This window comes from Adhaeribacter rhizoryzae, assembly GCF_008629685.1.
Lineage (GTDB): Bacteria > Bacteroidota > Bacteroidia > Cytophagales > Hymenobacteraceae > Adhaeribacter > Adhaeribacter rhizoryzae.
In genome coordinates, this window is sequence record NZ_VWSF01000021.1 from 1 (window position 1) to 17937 (window position 17937).

At 44.2% G+C, this 17937-nt stretch carries 12 protein-coding genes; 3 read left to right on the top strand and 9 right to left on the bottom strand.

The annotated features are described in order from the left end of the window. The 3 genes from F0145_RS20395 to F0145_RS20405 form a co-directional block, all read left to right on the top strand. Positions 1-247 (top strand): T9SS type A sorting domain-containing protein (locus F0145_RS20395; protein WP_150091418.1); only part of this gene is annotated, 247 nt, incomplete at its 5' end. 440 nt (positions 248-687) lie between these two features. Next, positions 688-1221 carry an RNA polymerase sigma factor gene (locus F0145_RS20400; protein WP_150091420.1) on the top strand — a complete coding sequence of 178 codons (534 nt, stop codon included), beginning with the start codon at positions 688-690 and terminating at the stop codon, positions 1219-1221. A gap of 18 nt (positions 1222-1239) precedes the next feature. Beyond that, a complete protein-coding gene (locus tag F0145_RS20405) occupies positions 1240-2061 on the top strand; it encodes a tetratricopeptide repeat protein (protein ID WP_150091422.1) in 822 nt (273 codons plus the stop codon). 266 nt (positions 2062-2327) lie between these two features. On the opposite strand, the gene F0145_RS20410 is transcribed toward F0145_RS20405, so the two are convergent. From F0145_RS20410 to F0145_RS20450, 9 genes are all read right to left on the bottom strand, one after another. Further along, on the bottom strand, positions 2328-5213 hold the full coding sequence (locus tag F0145_RS20410; protein ID WP_150091424.1) for a CHAT domain-containing protein: 2886 nt from the start codon (positions 5211-5213) through the stop codon (positions 2328-2330). Between the two features lie 125 nt (positions 5214-5338). Beyond that, positions 5339-6451: a hypothetical protein gene (locus tag F0145_RS20415; RefSeq protein ID WP_150091426.1), complete on the bottom strand. Its 1113-nt coding sequence runs from the start codon at positions 6449-6451 to the stop codon at positions 5339-5341. A 350-nt stretch (positions 6452-6801) separates the two neighbouring features. Beyond that, positions 6802-7821 (bottom strand): thiopeptide-type bacteriocin biosynthesis protein, encoded by a 1020-nt coding sequence (locus tag F0145_RS20420; protein WP_150091428.1) that lies wholly within the window; start codon positions 7819-7821, stop codon positions 6802-6804. A 189-nt stretch (positions 7822-8010) separates the two neighbouring features. Then, the gene (locus tag F0145_RS20425; RefSeq protein WP_150091430.1) at positions 8011-10983 is read right to left on the bottom strand and encodes a lantibiotic dehydratase; all 2973 of its coding nucleotides are present in this window, start codon (positions 10981-10983) and stop codon (positions 8011-8013) included. Positions 10984-11041: 58 nt separating this feature from the next. Next, positions 11042-12379, bottom strand: coding sequence for an HlyD family secretion protein (locus F0145_RS20430; RefSeq protein WP_150091432.1), 1338 nt, complete (start codon positions 12377-12379; stop codon positions 11042-11044). A gap of 44 nt (positions 12380-12423) precedes the next feature. Then, positions 12424-14466 (bottom strand): lanthionine synthetase LanC family protein, encoded by a 2043-nt coding sequence (locus tag F0145_RS20435; RefSeq protein WP_150091434.1) that lies wholly within the window; start codon positions 14464-14466, stop codon positions 12424-12426. Between the two features lie 37 nt (positions 14467-14503). After that, a complete protein-coding gene (locus F0145_RS20440) occupies positions 14504-16696 on the bottom strand; it encodes a peptidase domain-containing ABC transporter (RefSeq protein ID WP_223816177.1) in 2193 nt (730 codons plus the stop codon). A 217-nt stretch (positions 16697-16913) separates the two neighbouring features. Next, entirely contained in the window at positions 16914-17183 is a 270-nt protein-coding gene (locus F0145_RS20445; RefSeq protein ID WP_150091438.1) for a pinensin family lanthipeptide, read from the bottom strand. 84 nt (positions 17184-17267) lie between these two features. Continuing rightward, positions 17268-17564: a pinensin family lanthipeptide gene (locus F0145_RS20450; RefSeq protein ID WP_150091441.1), complete on the bottom strand. Its 297-nt coding sequence runs from the start codon at positions 17562-17564 to the stop codon at positions 17268-17270. Positions 17565-17937 lie beyond the last annotated feature (373 nt).

Here is a 17937-nt window from a genome sequence, read left to right on the forward strand (position 1 = left end):
CGCTTACCCCAACCCGGCTGTTGAACAAGCCACTATTAACTTTAGCTTGCCACAAGCCGGTAAATATTCCTTGGAACTCTACGACCTGCGGGGAGCAAAAGTAAAAACCTTAGCCAGTGGTACCGCTAAAGCTAACCAGAACCTGGAAGTAGCTGTGAACGTGGCCAGCTATGCCAAAGGCGTGTACCTGCTCAAGTTAGTCACGGATAAACAAGTAGCTGCTAAACGCTTGCTGGTGGGTAGATAAAACCACATCAGCTTTACTGGGTTAACTTTACTGGGTTAACTTGTAAAAAAGCAGCACCCCGGCTGAATGTAGCCGGGGTGCTGCTTTTTAAGCTTAGGCAGATTATTTATTTATTTATTTATTTATGCCTCCCATTATTTTATATCATCAAGATTATCCGAAACGAACACTATTGTATCTGGCAAATTATTAAACAGGGAAGCCGCAATTGCTTTGCCATTAATTTCTATCGTATTGTATCTTCCAAAAAGCCAAATGATTAAGACACTATTTAATTAAATAAATTGCTAATTTATTGGTTAACTTAATCAGGATTCTGCTATTAATATTAAATTAAGCGCTAGATACCTTCCGTAGTAAGTGTACACCCACTAAAATACCCGACTTAAACCTATTCTGGAGCGAAAAAGAAAGGGTGGGTATTTAAAGCATTTTACCCGATGACCGAGGAAAAAATTCTGCATGCCTTAAAGAGCCGAGATGAAAACACTATACGCACCGTTTACCAGGCTAATTGGCCCATGATTTTACAAATGGTTAAGGTAAATAATGGCAACGAAGCCGAAGCAAAAGATTTATACCAGGATAGCATGCTGGATTTTCTGGAAAAAGTTTGGGATGAACATTTTGTACTCACCTGCAAGATTAAAACTTTTATTTATTCTATCTGTCGTCGGAAATGGTTGTACCGCTTAAGAGGCAGGGTTAAATTTATTGATATAGAAACCTACACCGAAGTAACCGAAATACCAGTTGATACGCCGGAAGAAACAGCAGATTTGCCCGACGATAATCAAATAATGCTTGCCATAAACCAATTGGGCGAACCTTGCAAGAGTTTACTAATCGGGTTTTATTACGAAAAATTAAACATGGAGCAACTTGCCCAAAAACTTAATTATAAAAGCATAAACGTAGCCAAGCAGCAAAAATTCCGGTGTAAAGACCGTCTGAAAAATGCGATTACTCATTAGCCCTAAGAATTTAAAGTTATGATTGACGATGCAAATAAAAACGAGCTGATAGAGCAATATGTACAGGGCAAGCTAAGCGGAAACGTGTTAGCTGAATTTAAAAACAAGCTAGCGGCCGATGCAGCATTCAGAAACGATGTAGCCCTGGAACAGGCCATTGTGCGGAATTTAAAAGCAGCCGGCCGCAACGCCATGCGGCTGCAATTCGAAAATTATCACCAGGAAATAAGCCAGGAAAGCTACCGCTACGCCCCTACCCAAGCCGAGCCATCGTGGGCAGATAAAATAAAAGAATTTATAAACGATAAATTAGCCTGGCTCAACGCAAAACCTTACTGGGCAATGGCGGCCGCTACTATTATTTTAATAATTACCAGCACCCTAATATTTTTCAATACCCAAACCTCTTCTGCAGAAATTTACACCGCTTATTATACGCCTTACCCCATAGAAACCTTTAGAAGTGCGCCTAATGAGAATGCGTTAGCTACAGAAGCCGCAGTTGCGTACAATGCCGGCGATTACCAGCACAGCATTAGTTTATATAAGCAACTATTAGCAACAGCTGCCGATGAACAAGCCTTGTTCTACTTAGGCAATGCTTACCTCTCGGCCGGTTTAACCCAGCAAGCAATCAGCACCTATGAAACTTATTTGCAGCAATACCAGGAATTTGCCCCTGAAGCTAAATGGTACCTGGGCTTAAGTTATATTAAAGCAGGCCAGGACAGCAAAGCCAAAGCAATATTTAAAGAGTTGGCCGCTAACCCAGAGAACGAATATTCAGACAAAGCACAAGAGATTTTGAAGAAATATAAGTTTAAAGAGGCTGCAGAATAATTAAAGTCCTTAAAATATTGTGGTTATTCTGAGCTTGTCAAAATAGCTAAAATCTTAATCAATTGGTTACTAAGCTTACATTATTGCGGTGATGTTGAGCTTGTCGAAACATCTAATAATTACTTACAATGCTGTTATAGATGTTTCGACAAGCTTAGGATGACAAAATCTCGTTTTTAAGTCGAGATTCTATTTGATAGTAGGATTAATTATTTACAACCACCAATACACTTTTGCTTATTCTAATAGCAGGATTACAATAAAACCTAAGCATTTACTACTACCCGCTTACTTCGTTGCCTACGTTTGTAAAGCAGCCAAATGGCCAGAATACTAATAGCAGTTGTCCCGAAAACCCAGCCCAGAGGAATATTATCAGGATAAACAGGAGCCTCATCGCCGATAAAGATAAAATTGGCCCAATATACCGGCGATTGCTGCCGGGAATTAGTTTGCGATTGAAGGTAATCGAGCTTGGCCAGACGCAACGCCTCATCTTTAGGTTTACCTCTTTTTAAGTAGTTGTGCAGGCGGGTAGTAATAAAGGCAGTAGCATTATCTTCGGCTTGCCACAAAGTAGTTATAATACTGGCGCAGCCCGCGTAAGCAAAGGCCCGGGCCAGACTCATAATGCCCTCTCCATTTATGAGTTTGCCATTACCGGTTTCGCAGGCACTTAAAACCACCAGTTTAAGCTTGCTTAAAGGCAAATTATAAATTTCCGAAGCATAGAGCCGCGAACTATTTTGCAAATTATGCTGGTAAAAAGCAATGTACGATTGCAATGGGTCCTGGTTATCAGCTTTGGCATGCGTAGCCAAATGCACAATATCAAATTTACGAACCAGTTGTTGCAGTCGCTCTTTTGTAGCTGCTTTCCCAATATAAACCTGGCCGCCAATATTTTCTACTTCCCCCGCCGAGGCCAGCAAAGGTGCCAGCAAATTGGCCCGCGTAGTTTTATTTTCCTGCCGGCTAATTTCGCCAAAAGGGGCCATCGCCAGCACCGAAACGGCTCGCTTGTTTACACTACTTCTGGAAACCGGATGCAACAGCTTGGCCGAGTAAGCATAACTTACCGTATAATCCTGAATTAAGTAACGGGAATTATTTACATCCGGAACCAGTGCTTCGAAAGGCAAATAACAAAGTGCTTTATCGGGTATTATGAGTAAACGTTCTTTTTGAGCTATTGCGGGGGTAAGTGGTGCCAGCAGTTGTTGGTATAATTGGTGCGCCGCATCATTGCCCTGGTAACGGTAGCCCGGTTTAGCCTGGTACAATGCCGCATATAATTTTTGCCAATTGCGCGTAAAATCGGCAGTATTGCTAATTATTTTGGCGGTAAAGTTATCTTGCGAAATAACAAAAGCATACAAGTGTTTTTTACCGATAAAATATTCCACTACCGCCGTTTTGCCATCGAGTTCTGCCTGAACCTGGCTAATATTTAACGGTTTGGTATCGTACTTAAGGGCGTAATAGCGCTTGTTCTTTTCAAAGTCTTTGTAAATTTTAGCTAGTTTAATTTCGTTATCGCGGATATAAGTGCGGTACATTTCTCTGCGGGCGCTGCTAACGGTATCTTCGGCCAACTTAACCAGCAATGCGGCATTACTACGTTTTAAATTTGCTTCCTGGCGCAGCAAAACCTGACTGATACCCGGAATTTTCTTTATTTCTAAATCGCGTAAACTTTCGGCCAGCACAGCGGCTTTATTTTCTTCGGCTAAAGCAAAAGCAACCTGAAGGTAACGGGTTTGGTTGGTTCGGTTAAAAAGTGCAAAACCAGTGGCAATTGCCTCTTCGTAAGCAGGTGCCACGGTATTCGTTAAAAACAATTTAGCTTCGTCAGAATCGAAACCCTTGCGAATATGGGCGGCCAGCTCAAAGGCTGCCTGGTAGGTTTTAAGCGCTGCCTCCAAATCGGTTAGGTGGTGGGTTTGCGCAAAATATTGCCGGAACGCTTCTGCTTTAGAAATTAATATTTCGAAATAGAGCAGCGGGGCAATTACATTCCGGAAATCCTTAGGATTTTGGTAAATATTGGTGCTATTAGCAGTAAAATGCAACGCCTGAAGCGCTCCTTGGTATTGTTTTAAAGCCGGTAAATATTGCTTCTGGGCGGCGTATACTTGTCCTTTGCCGGCAAAAGCCATAGCTAAGCCATCGTTTTTGGCATTTAAGCGGGCCAGGCAAATTTCCTGTGCCTGGTTATAGTTCTTTAAAGCCTGGCTATAATTTTTGGTTTTTAAGTAAACTGCGCCAAAACTATTGTAATAATCTATTTCTTCGGCGGTAGCATCTAAACTGGCCCCGTCCGGAATATTCTTTAATTTAACTTTTTGCAGGTACGTTTTAGCGCTGTCGGGTTTATTTAATTGCAGATAAGCGGTAGCAATATTCTGATACAATAGATTGCTGATAATATTATACCGGATTAAACCTTTAATTTTATTTATAGCGGGCTGATAAAGACCAAGTTTACGATAGGCGCTGGCAATATTGTTGCTGTACATGACGTACCGCGTAACCTGATCGGTGTTAGCGGGAGGCGGCGCATTGCCATCCGGCGTTAATATTTTTAATACTTTTTCGTAGTAATTGGTGCTCTGGGCGTAGTTACCAAATAAATAATACAAACTACCTAAGCCATTGTAGAACCGCATGGCATAAGCCGAAGGAATATGCGGGTATTTTGCCAGTACGCGGGCGGCCTTTTCGTAAGCAGTATAAGCCGAGTCGTAATGATTCAGGTGAATATAACTTTCGGAAATTAAAACGAGCGGGTAAAAAGAACTGGAATCTGCCTGTGGGTTAATATTTTGCTCGTACGCCACCGATTCCTGATAATTTTTAATGGCCTGGCGGTAGTTGCCGCGCATCTGGTAAATAATGCCTAAGCCAAAACAAGCATCTACCAAATTTAAATCGCTTGGGATTTTGCCAGTATAAATAGCTTTTGCTGCGTGGTATTTTTGTAAAGCCAGGCTATCGTTACCTTGCTCAAATAATAACGCATACGCCTGTTCGCATAACTGTTTGGCTTGTTGCTGATAAGTGGGCTGTTGCGCAAAACCATTATTTACCCAACCGCAAAGTAAGGTTATTAAAATACATTTACTCCATATTTTTAGCCCACATTGGCTCATAATAACTACAGCAGTAATCTGGTAATGTAGCTTTCGGAATAGCTGCGCGCAAACAAATAAGCAAAGCCCTTAATAATTCCTTACTTTTTGCACCTAAATATTCCGGGTATTCCGGGTATTTTGAATTACCTCCGCACACATACTTCTGGCGGAATCATGGGGCTGCTGCTTTCTTTGGCCTTCGACATCAGGAAAAACAACGAGGTAAGGGCGGCAAACACAGGCGCTAATATTTCCCAAGGCGAATCCGATAAAAAAGCCCCGGACAAGCCGGGCAACAGGGCTAGTGGTAACGTGCGCCGGAAAATAGAATGATGCTGTTGCCGAATCCGCACTTTTAAATCATCCGGCATATCTTCTTCGGTATCAAAAAAATGAATCCGGATTTTGGTTTTATTTAAAACACCCGCTGCCGGGCCTGACTTTAACCGGTAATAAATAGTAAAATCTTTGCTGGTACCGTTCTCAGGAAAATTATCGCAGCTTCCATCGGGGTTTCGCCGGAACCCCAAGGCCCCACTTTCAATGGTTTTTCTTAAATCAATAATTGCTGTTTCGCGGTTTAACGCTAACCCCAGTAAATCGGCAGTTGGTTTTTGGTTGGGTTGGGGGTAAAGGCCAAACTCACCGGCAGGCGCTCGCCGGGCCGGCACTTCTCTGGATGGCACTTCTTCGTCGGGGCTGGTACTGCCAAAGTAAAAAGGTTGTAAGGTTAGGTCGCCGGGAGCAGATAAAGAAAAAATACCGCCTTCGTAACCAACGCCGCTAATCACCACTTGGGTGCGTACCACGCAATCGCTGTTAAAGGGTGTAAACTCTACGGTATACCTTACGCCGGCATCGCTTTCGTTAATATTAATTTCGCCGGTTTGGGCATCAATATTTAACCCCCCCGGGTAGGCATAATAAAAACCGGGCACGTTGCCGCTAATTACCGGGCGTGCCCAATTCTGTTCTGTTTTGTTTATATAAAAAACTGGTTCGCCGTAGGCATTCTGGTATTTGCTCCGGTAAGTAAATTTAAACCTGACTTTAGACCTAGAACACTCCGGGCTTTCTTCCCACAAACGCTCACTCTTGCGGCTGTAACGAACCTGCGACGCATTTGCTTTTCCATTCGCCGGCGAATGTTGCTTAGAATAAGACCCAACTCTTCCTAAAATTTTAGCAACTAAGCCCTTTGTGAGTAAAGCCACCAAGGTCAGGACAAAAAACTGAGGTAAATTCTTATTCCGCATAACAGCCTGTTTACAATTTGCCTGTTTAGCCCCAAACGCCCAAAGGAGCCTTAATTATTAGCGCTGCGAATCATTTCTTTCCTTTTGGCCGGAAAGAAAACCGGGGACTTAGCCGTAAAGTGCAAAAAAGAGCACCCAACTACTTCATAATTTTTCGAGTAACAATCGTTTGTAACAGCAGTGCCAAATACCTAACTAAAACAAGCGATTTTTGTAATTTTGGCAAGTAAAATTTTGACCTTACCAGTATAAAAGTAACTTATTCTGGTGTTTAAAGCAATACCTATTTACTAGTATTTCCGGGAAGGTAAATATGGCGGTAGTATTGCTTTAGGAGTTAAAAAAGTACCTTAGGCCGTTTGTAAAGCCATTTCGGTTAAGCCTTCTTTTATCAGGTAACCCAAATAGCCTTCATCGCGGTTCAGAATACCTAAACGGTTATTCGTCATGTGAATATAGCTGTCGTAAATGGCCCAGCGCTGTTGCGGCTCCTGAAGAGCAGTTTCGGGGAACAAATTTGCGTACCCGGCGGGGGTATGTAACTGCCCAGTGGCCTGCGCCTGCCTTAAAGCTGCGTTTACCGCCCGCATTTGGCTTAACCATTTATTAAACCAGGCCTGCTCAAACTCGTTCTGGTTTTCCAGAGCCTGCCATAGTTGGGTAAAAAGCGGCAACAAAAAAGCTTTTTGCTTTTGGTACGTATTCCGGAATGCTTTTAACACGGTTTCTTGACGAACTTTTATCTTGGCGGGCGTTAGCTGCTGCGGGTAAGAGAAGCAAGCGCGCGGCAGCCAGTTCCGGAAGATACTCGCAAAAAAGGAAACGGTTTCGGCAAAGTCCATGCCGGCGGCAAAAGCAAAGCCTAAGTGCAGTTGAATAGCGGTACCCAACGCCTGATCGTAATCCCAGTTATTTTTCTCCTGTAGTACGGCCAATACCGCCTCCGAAGACGCTTGAAACTGGCGCTCGGCAATTAATATTCCGGCTTCGCCGCCGTAGCGTTCCGTTTCGGGTTCGTACGGAATAAACTGGATGGAATTATTCGGATACCATTGGTAAGCGGCTGGGATTTCTGAGAGCCGGGCCGGGTCGGTACGCTGAGAAGGATTTGCCTGAAAATAATCCGAAAAATATGGCACCAGCTTTGGTTTAACCTGATTTTCCAGCACCTCAGGGTTTCCTTTAAAACGCAACCGGATATGTGGCCCTTTTTCCCAATACCGTATAAAGAAAAATTGTTCGGCCTGCCTGTTAGTTAATATTTGCTGCACGAAGGGCATTACTCCCTTCTTAAGAAATTCTTCCCAGGGCTCGTTATAAAACAAATGCGCGGATAGCCAACCGGATTGGGGGTGCAAATTTGATTTCATCGTAATGTTATTTAATGCTGAACTTAAAATATAATCAATTGATTAAAGCGCTTACATTATTATTGTCAGGTTGAGCTTGTTGAAATAGCTAATTAGCTACTTCATATATGCTGTTATAGCGCTCAGGATGACAAAAACCAGTTACAAAGCGAAGTTATTATACCAGGCAGCCGGAAACCTCTTAACCTATTACTGTTGCCATTGTACCACACATTCTGTTACAAACCGCTGCTTATCTAGCTGCAGTAAGTGTTTTGAGTTGGGTAACATTTCTTCTATTTTCAGACTATCGGGCACTTTGGCGAGGAGCTTCTCAAACAAGAGCACAAAAAGCGGATCGTTAAAATTAATGTACTGGGGTTTGTAATCATCGCGGCCCAGCTTTTTGGTTTGCTCCGGATTTAAGCCGGTTTGCTGCCGGTTGGGCGCAATGGTCACGTAAACTTCATCCACAATATCATGGGCCTGGCGCCAGGCATTCAAGGCCAGGAAATAATGCCAATCAGACCAATCGGGTTGCCGCTGCGGAATCAAGGCTTTTGGCACATACCAGCCTTTGCGCTGAATGGTTAATTGGTTTTGATATACAATGCGGGGCCGCACCAAAATGCGCGGTTCGGTTTCTGTGGCGGCTGTTTCGGTTAGGTTCTTTTCTACGGCGGCGTTTACTGCCGAAACGACCGGGTAAGTAAATAAATATTCGGCCCGGGTAAATTTATCGAGGAGCTGAAAAAGCTGCGAACGCCCGCCGTGGGCCTGAAAACCCAAATCGAATACATAGCTTCGTTTACCCGTAGGTTTATGCACTAATTGCAACTCATCGGCCGGTTCATTCAGGCTTACTTCAAAATCCGAAATGGGCAATTGGTTCTCTACAGGCAAACTGTTGTGCCCACCGGGCATCCGGATTTCGTAAGGCATCAGTGGCGGGTGCAGGTTGGCGTTAAAATAAGAAGCATCGCAATTTTCTATAAATAAGCTATCGGGCGGTTGCAAAGCAGTATTCCATTCTTTGGCGGTTTGGGTTACCGCATCGGGTAAAATATGCAGAAACCGGCTAATCATTTTGCTATAACCAAGCAGCGAAGCATTCAATACGCCTTTTAACTGCCATTTACCGGCGGCATCTTTTTCTTGGTATAACTGCACAAAAGCGCCGTAGGAATTTCCAAATAGCTTCTCATTATTTTCGGATTCAGTTGCTGTACCCGTAATTTGCCGGATAAGCCCTAACGATATATCAACTTGTTGCGCTGGAGTAACTACCAAAGGCTGCATCGCCGCGACAAAATTTTGCAGCCAGCCTTTAGTTTTTTCGGTGTGCGATTCTATTAAGGTATTTCGATTTAAAGCCGGTGTTTGCTCCTTATCCCGGTTTTGTTCCTGCGCCTCTGTTCCAGCAATATTTTCTTCCGGGTTAGTTTGGCGCGGTGCTTTATCTTGCTGGTTGTTTTCTTGTTGCTTGCGGGCTAACCATTCAGCTTCCGGCTTTTTTATTTCGCGGTAGAAATCTTCGTAAAAATTGAGCAAGTTTATTTGGCCACCAGTACCGTACTTTTGCTTAAAATATTGCCGCATTAAATCCTGGTCATCGGCCATACCCCGGAACAAGTGCATTTCTTGTAGCAGGCTAGATAAATTTTCTACCAATCCGTTTAATTGTGCTTCATCAAGCTGCACGTCTATTTCCCGTAACGTATCTTCGTAAAATAGCTGTTCGGGTTTAAAGCCAAAGTAAGTAGATGATTTATGCTCAAAAACTTTTTCTTGCGGTGTAGCAGCGGCGGCTTCCTCCGCCACCAACACGGCTGCTGCTACCGGATGGCCGTTTTCTTTTTTCTGGCGTTCCACTTCTTTCTGGGCAACCAGCCACTCGGTTTGCAGTTCTTCGGGTGTTTTCCGTTCTGTTTCGGGTAAGCTGGCTGCTTCGTGCAGGTTCATACAAATATTCCGGAACCGCGCGTAAACCTGATTTAATATTTGCTGGCGCTCCGTTACCGCAGCCTGACCATATTGGTTGGCCTGTTGGCGAATATATTGTAGCGTTTCGCTTAACTCTGCTATGTGGCTAACTTCCTGTTGCTCTAAGTAGGTTAACTGCGAAATTAATTTTAAATCCCAATCCGGGTCGGTGCCCGATACACCCAGGTCGAACTCCAGAAAGCCGTAACTGATTAATTGCCGGAGATAAGCCTGAATATTATCGGCCGGGGCATCTACAAATTCGCAAATTTCGCTCACCAGTTGGGCAAAACGAATACCAGCCTGGTTGGCTTGCACTACTTGTAATATTAACCCCAACACCGGCGATAGCGGAATCCGCTGAAAAGCATCTACATTATTGTGGTTGGTGAGGTACACATAGTGGTGTGCTTTCTGCTCGATGGTGGGGTTGGCGCGCAACCGCAAATGGGGGTAAATTGCTTTACTAACGGTAAATAAATCTTTTAAATATTTAAATAAATTGTTGTTTAACCGGATATGGCTCACCACTGATTTTTCTGCCTCCGGGTTAGTTTTTACCCGGATAACTTCGTTGGGCAAAGCAGCAAGGGTGCCCAACGCCAAATTATTAAAAGTGCTAAAGGGCGAAGTTTTGGTATACATGCGGGTTAAATATTTCAGCAAACTTTGTTCGGTCTGAAATTCTTTTTTCCGGAAAGTATTGGGCTCCTGCTGCGTATAATCTTTTAAGGCATTAAGCAACGACTGACTCGAAAGCACCAAACCTTTTTGTAAAGATTCGTCGTGCGCTAATTGTTGTAAATGCTGGCGGCTGGCGTAAAGTAACTGTGCGTATGTGGCGGCTGTTTTTTCTTCTTCAGCTTTTAGGTTCGCCGCAAAAGTGAAGTAAGCTTCTAAATCGGTGTTTAAATCTTTGGGTAAATATTGTTTGGCTACGACTAAAAGCTGCGGTTTTACCGTTCGTTGGTTAAAAATATCGCGCCTAAGGTTCAGCACCTGGTTTTGGATTTTCTGATCCGGTAAATTTTTGAGTACCTCTAACAAATGGGTGCACAGTTGCGCTTTCAACCGCATTTTTTCTTGTTGCCGGGCGATCAGTTGTTCTACCTGGTGGTTTAACGCGCTGTAATCTACCTGGGCTAAATTCTCGTAAGAGCCGCCGCCAATGCGGGTCAGGATGTAAGGAAAAAGCTTCATAATATGTTAACTTTAAAGGGCTGAAAGGTGCCTGGTTGAGAATATTTAGAATAATTGGCTAGCTCCTGGGGTTATCGAGCAAAGCCCGGAACTGATGAAAAATGCGTTCGCTGAGGCGTAAATCTTTGGTAATAATTTCGGCAGTACCCGGCATTTCCTGCCGGAACGGCAATTTCCGGCGATAACTGGTAGTTAAACCCTGGGGCAGCGCAATCTGGATGGTGTACATGTTATTTTGTGGAATTACAGAAATAGCCTGCACCGTGCCTTTTACCATACCGTATTCGGGTGAAGGGTAATTATCGAACTTAATATTTACCCGCTGCCCGGGCTCTACTTTACCCGAACCGGTTATGGGTAGTTGTACCTGGGCAAACAAGTCCTCGGACGGTGGCACAATGGTGAATACCCCTTCGCCGGCGTTTATAAACTGGTTGTTGCTCCAATATTTTACAAAAGCTATCTCGCCGGCAATAGGGGCTTTAAACACGTATTGCTCCTCCCAGGCATCCAGCCGGCTTTCGAGTTGTTTTAAGGCGGTTTCGATGTTAAGGCGCAGCCGGCCTTCCTGATCCGCGGCGTTGGTTTGGTATTCGGTAACCTGGCTTTGGAGTTGGGCTATTACCAGTTGGTTATTAATTATTTGGCCCTGGGCCGATTCAAAAGCCCGTTTTGCTTGCAGGTAAGCATTTTTGGTGCGGTCCAAATCAATATCCGCAATTACTTTTTCTTCCAGCAGCTTAGCATCCACGGTATAGCGTTTTTGCGCCAGTTGCAGTTCTTCCAATAATAATTGCTGCTGGTTTTCCAGTTGAGCGTTTAGCGCTTCGTAGCCCTTAATTCGTTGTTCTATCCCCTGAATTTGTTTGGCCGGTAAGTTTGTGCGGTGGTTGCGCTGGTACTCCTGCAAACTGTTCAGCAACGCCAGGTACGACTCCTGCAATTCACCCAAACGCAAATTTTCGGGCAAAGCTACATTGGTAATAGCGGTTGCTTTTGCCTGCTTTAATTGGTGTTTTAGTTGCCGGAGATACCCGGTTAAGTTGCGCACATCGTTTATGGCCGCCGGACTTTCGATAACAGCCAGGTAAGTGCCTTTTTGTACACGTTCTTTATCTTTTACCCAAAACTGAATACGGCCTTGGGTGCGGGCAACCACGCTAACGGGGGGCGTTTTGGTAGTAAGTACAACCCTGGACGTGAGCACATCGGGATATTTTACGAGCCAGCTCGCTAAAATTAGTAAGCCCACAATAGAAAACACCACCGTAATTCCCCACCGAATCAGCCAGCCCGGCATTTGCCCCAATAACTCCTGCACTTCTTCGGTCCGTAATTCAATAGCTTGGCTTTCTGCTGCGGCCTGTCCGTTTAAAGAATATTTATAAGTAGGCATAGTTTTAATATTTAGGAAATAATGAAATATCGAAAGGCATTGCTTTAATGCGCCGCCAGAACGGGTTTGGCGATAACCGGTAAAGGATGCTGTTCGTGTTCCAGTAAAATTCCTGCCCGAATAGCTTGCCGGATTTGCGCCAAAACCATTTTTTGCAGCCTAGTGGTTTGGGCGGGCGCTAACTCCTCAAATTGATTTAAGATGTCCTGCATACCGGCGGCTACGGTTTTTTCTTCGGAGAAAACAGCCAATACCGTAGCCGTAAAATCGGCCAATTCCTGTTCCTGGGTATAAGTGAGCGCGGGCATCAACAATAACGTATGTTCGTCAGCTGATATGGCAATATTCGATGGCGATTCTGCCAGATTATGGGGGTAATATTTATATTGAATATTGAGCAATTGCATATCGTGATCTACTACCAAAATAGTTCCGGCTAAAGCCGCATCCGATAAAGCGGTTAGCACAGCAATCCGTTGGCTCTTCTTTTGGTTTTTGTAGGTTAACAGAGCATCGCTCGTAATATCCTCGTTCATTTGTAGTTTTAGCCACTCAACCAGCAGCCCTTCGTACAGCAAATGGCTTTTAGCTAAGGGCAGCAAAGCCATTTGGTCTTTTGCCCATTGCACAAAATCATCCAGGAAAGAATCGGATTGAGCAATTGCAGCAACTTGCTTCTGGAAGTAATTTTCTACGGCCTTTGGCAGCAAATTTTCGAGTAAGTGCAGGGTGCGGGGGAATATTTTGCCAATTAATTTGCGCTGCATGTTCCCTACCGAAAGGCTTAAATTAGAATAAGGCGCAATATTGGTTTTAACATTATTTTCCAGGCTGGGGAGTAAAACTGAAGGAACCTGCCGGGGTTGCAGCAGCCTTAAGTAAAAATAACCAATACCCGCGTTACCCATAAACAAGCTGGTATCTGCGCCGGAATATTTAGTTCCGGAACGATAACCACCATTTTCTACCCGCGATTGTATAGCCGCAATGGCTACTGATTCGGCCATTTCGAGGTAAGCCGCATCTCCGAATACCTCAAAGGCTTGTAAAAATATTTCGGCATTGCCGCCCGCCCCGTGGCAAAGTGTATAAGAAGCCGTACCGCCAATTTCCCCAATATTTTCTAAGGTGTGCGCCAGGGCTTGTTGGGCTTCCGTGGCGTACTCGGGATTTTGCAAGAACTTAACCGCACGTAAACGCGCTAAACCAATACCGGCTGCGCCGTGGCACCAGGCATTCATGCTGGCCCCGATGGTAAAATAATTATAAGCGCCGGTTTCGTAGGCTTGCTGTTGCGCCCGTTCATCGGTTGGGGTTAATGCCATTTTCCGGAAATCGGGCCAATTATTTAATTCTGCGTTGTAGTATTGCGCCTCGTAATTAAAAGCTTGCTCAGCTAACCAGAAAAAAGCGGGGTTCTGCAAATATTGGCCTAGTTCCAGCAGCACATAGCCCACGCCCGATGCTCCGTGCGAGAAACTGCATAAGCCGTGAATATTTATCGGCGCGCGATCCCAGTAAATTCCTTTTTTGCTGATATGCGTCTGGGCCAATAATTTCTCGGTGTAAATATTAATATATTCCAGCAGCCAGCCTTCCTGAGTAGCGGCGTGCAGATGAACCAGGCACAACAAGGTTCCGGCCAGGCCATTTATATATTCCATGGCACCAGGTTGCCAATCTTTTAAACCAGTTTTGGTTATAGCCAACGCCTTGGTTAAATATTCGGGATTTTGGGTAAGCCGGTGTAATTGCAAAAGAGTATATGGCACCGACATGCGGCCAGTAAGAAAGGCGTAATTGGTAGCCGGGTGTTCATGGCAGTAATATTCCACCCAACGGCCGCCTTCCTGGGCCGCTTGCAAATATTTTTCTTGTTGGGTTTGTTTATAGAGTTCGGCGAAGAAAAGTACAATACCGCAAACCCCATTGTAAATGCTTTCGGATTTATGCCATTGTATATTATTGCCTTGCTGGTGAATGGTTTTCCAGCTCATACCCTGGGGCTCTTTTTCGGCTTTGGCCAGCAACTCATCCCCTATCCGAACGGCTTCGTTCAGAATCAGCTTACTTAGTTTTGTTTCCATAGAGAGGTAAATATTGGGTGAAAAAGAGATATCTTTATCAGGTGCCGAGTTCTAACTGGTTGCGGACCAATTGAAAATAAGCGCCGCGCTGTCCGGCTAATTCCGCGTGGGTTCCGTGTTCAATAATCTGGCCTTTGTCGAGCACAATAATCTGGTCGGCGTTTACAACGGTACTTAAGCGGTGCGCCACTACTACCACGGTTTTTCCTTCCAGGAAACTGTTCAGGTTACCCATAATGGCGCGTTCGTTGTTGGCATCCAACGCATTAGTGGCTTCGTCGAAAAAGATATAATCAGGGTTTTTGTACACGGCCCGGGCAATTAAAATACGTTGCCGTTGACCCTGGCTTAACCCGTGGCCGTCGCCGCCAATTTTGGTGTTGTAGTTTAGCGCCAGCGACTCAATATATTCCTGAATATTAGCCACTTTTACGGCGTAGAGCAGGCGTTCGCGGTCTATGTCATCGTCGCCGACGGCAATGTTGCGGGCAATAGTGTCGTTAAAAATATAGCCATCCTGCATTACAGCGCCGCAGCGTTCCCGCCAGTGCCGGTTACTAAAGTGCGAAAAGCCCATGCCACCCAACTTTATTTCGCCGTGGGTAGGCTCGTAAAATTTTAAGAGCAGTTTAATTAAAGTGGTTTTGCCGCTGCCGCTGGCCCCCACAATGGCAGTGGTTTTACCTTGCGGAATGGTAAGCGATATATTTTTAAGGACTTTTTCGGCGTGTGCGCCTTCGTATTTAAAACCAATATTGTGCAGGGTAAGCGAACCATCTTCCGGAAACAGCACTACTTTGGGTTCTTTATCGTCTTCCTCGTTCTTTTTCTGGTGAATTTCGCCCAACCGCTCCAGGCTGATTTTAGCATCCTGCAAAGACCGGATAAAGCTAATCATCTCGTTAATGGGGGCATTTAACTGCCCGATAATGGATTGCACGGCCAGCATCATTCCCAAGGTAATTTCGCCGCTGATTACAGCTTTGGCCGCCATGTACGTGATAAAAATATTCTTGGCTTCGTTAATAAATATCGAGCCGCTTTCCTGGTACTGGTTCAGGGCCAGGGTTTTAATGCTTACTTTAAATAAGGAAGCTTGTATGCGCTCCCACTCCCAACGCTTTTGCCGTTCGCAGTTCTGGAGTTTAATTTCCTGCATGCCGCTAATGAGTTGAATTAAATTACTTTGGTTGGCGGCCATTTGGTCGAAGAGCTTATAATCTAAATCGCGGCGGCGTTTCATAAAAACCAGCACCCAAGTGGCGTAGAGCAAACTGCCCAGCAGAAATATGCCGAATATTTTAAGGTCGTAATAAGCCAGCACCACCCCAAAAATGAGCAGGTTGACAAAGGAAAAAACTACGCTTAACGTAGAAGAAGTCAGGAAGCTTTCGATGCGTTTGTGGTCGCCGATGCGCTGCAATAAATCCCCAATCATTTTGGTATCGAAGAAGCCGAGCGGCAGCTTCATCAGCTTAATTAAAAAATCCGACAGAATGGAAATATTAATGCGGGTACCAATGTGCAGCAAAATCCAGCTCCGAATCATTTCCACGGCCGTCCGGCTGAAAAACAGCATTAATTGCCCCGCCAGCACCAGGTTTACAAAATTTATATTCTGGGTATTAATACCCACATCCACAATAGATTGGGTAAGCAACGGAAATATTAATTGCAGCAAACTGCCCACCAGCATGCCCACAAAAAGCTGCACCAAAAACCGTTTATAAGGCTTCAGGTAAGCCAGCAAAAATCCAAAACTTAGTTTATTGGCACTTACTTCATCGTCTTGGGTATAAAAAGCCGGAGTAGTTTCCAGGAACAGTACAATTCCCGCTTCAGCTTCTTTGGGCTGGCCGTATAACCAACCATCCAGAAACTCCTGCCGGGTATATTGAATTAATCCATGACTAGGATCGGCTACGTATACAATATCTTTTTTAAACCCATACACCACCACAAAATGCCGCTGCCGCCAATGCGCAATAAAAGGTGTAGGCGCTTCTTCTTTTAATTTTTTGAAAGGAATTTTAGCCATCAGCGTCCGGAAACCAATGGACTCGGCGGCATCGCTAATTCCCAGCAGCGACACGCCCTCGCGGGTAAAATAACTTTTCTGCCGCAGGGCTTGCAGCGAATAAATTTTACCGTAGTGCTTAGCCACCATGCGCAAACAGGTAGGGCCGCAATCCATGGCATCTAGTTGCCGGTAAAAAGGAAACTGTTTCATGATGATATTTGAAGGGAATTATTTACAGGAAGAGTTAGCAGGAATTTGCTTTTGTAAAATGGAGGAGCAGGCTTTTGTAAAATACTTTTACCTTTTGTAAACTATTCAACCTTTATATTTTAATTACCAGATAATAGCCGAACCAGTTTTTAGCCCAGGCGGGAGGTAAAAAATACCTGCTGCCCGCATTAATTGCAAGCAGCAGGCAGCATACAGGTTAGAATCTTACCACCGGATTGTCGATTACATCCGAAATATCTATGGTATTTGGGCAGCCGTAAGAGCATCCCAACGACCAGATATCGGTAAATTTGGTAGTAGTTACCGGCACAAAAAAGCAATCTTTTTGCAAGGTTCTTTGCGACACACAGTAAATTTGGTAAGAGCCACCACCATTTACATCCTGGGTTTGCTCCTGCTCCTTATCGAAGTCGGTAACAAAACTTTGCACTTTTAATTCATCGAGGTTTAATTTTTGGTTTTTCATGATTGTTAAAATTTAAAGGTTAAGAAAAAAGAAAATAATTGGAGAGATTGGACTATTAAGTATAAATCAAACAGATAGAGCACCTTAGAAACTTAAATTACCCGTGCCTATAGAAGTGGTAGGAATCGGGAAATCGGTGGGTATTCTGGTCGGAATTTGGTCGGGGTTGCAAAGGGCATAATTACAGGTAGCCGCAAAGCAAGAAATATTGCGGGTTACAGTAAGCCGCGGCCCCATGCAAATAATAAGCTGGGAGGCATCGATACAATAGGCGCGGCCGGTACCGCCGTTTATTTCCTGGGTTTGGTTTTGTTCTTTATCAAAGTCCGTTACAAAGCTCTGGACTTTTAATTGGTCGAGTTTAAGCTTTTGATTTTTCATGATTGTTGCATTATTTTTTACCGAGTGAAAAGAATGTACACGTGCTTTGCACCGGCCATTAATTATGGACGCGCCCGGAATAATTAAATTTCTGGTGCAAAATTTTTCAGAAGAAACCGGCTTATTCAACTATCCGGCAAAAACCAACGCTGTAGCTACCGAGCATCTGTTTTTACCTGTTTACTGTAAAGCAACTTTATATTAAAATACTTTTACAAGCTGGTTTTCACTTGTTGATTGCCGGGTATAAGAAAGGTCAACAGCAGAAAAGAAATAATTTTTAAAATATTTTTTAGATATTTTAGGAATAAGCTATTTAGGCATTTATTCCCGTAATCTTCCGATGCTTAAGCTTAGAAGCCTTTAATTGCAA